The organism is Pantoea sp. LS15, assembly GCF_012241585.1.
GTDB lineage: Bacteria > Pseudomonadota > Gammaproteobacteria > Enterobacterales > Enterobacteriaceae > Enterobacter.
The window spans coordinates 1-226 of record NZ_JAAVXA010000046.1 but is presented as its reverse complement, the minus strand read 5'-3'; the positions used below and the strand labels follow the sequence as shown (position 1 = coordinate 226).

Genomic DNA, 226 nt, shown 5'->3' with positions numbered 1-226 from the left:
GTTTGGTAGGCCTGAGTGGACTTGAACCACCGACCTCACCCTTATCAGGGGTGCGCTCTAACCACCTGAGCTACAAGCCTGCAGAGATTTTACTGCTGTTTTTCATCAGACAATCTGTGTGAGCACTGCAAAGGCAGGTTCTTTAAGGTAAGGAGGTGATCCAACCGCAGGTTCCCCTACGGTTACCTTGTTACGACTTCACCCCAGTCATGAATCACAAAGTGGT

The 226-nt window shown here is 50.0% G+C and carries 1 tRNA gene and 1 rRNA gene; both read right to left on the bottom strand.

Going from position 1 to position 226, the window contains the following annotated elements:
* Window positions 1-3: 3 nt before the first annotated feature.
* Window positions 4-80: transfer RNA gene (locus tag HED65_RS22500), tRNA-Ile, on the bottom strand.
* Window positions 81-148: 68 nt separating this feature from the next.
* A 16S ribosomal RNA gene (locus HED65_RS22495) occupies window positions 149-226 on the bottom strand; the annotation flags it as partial.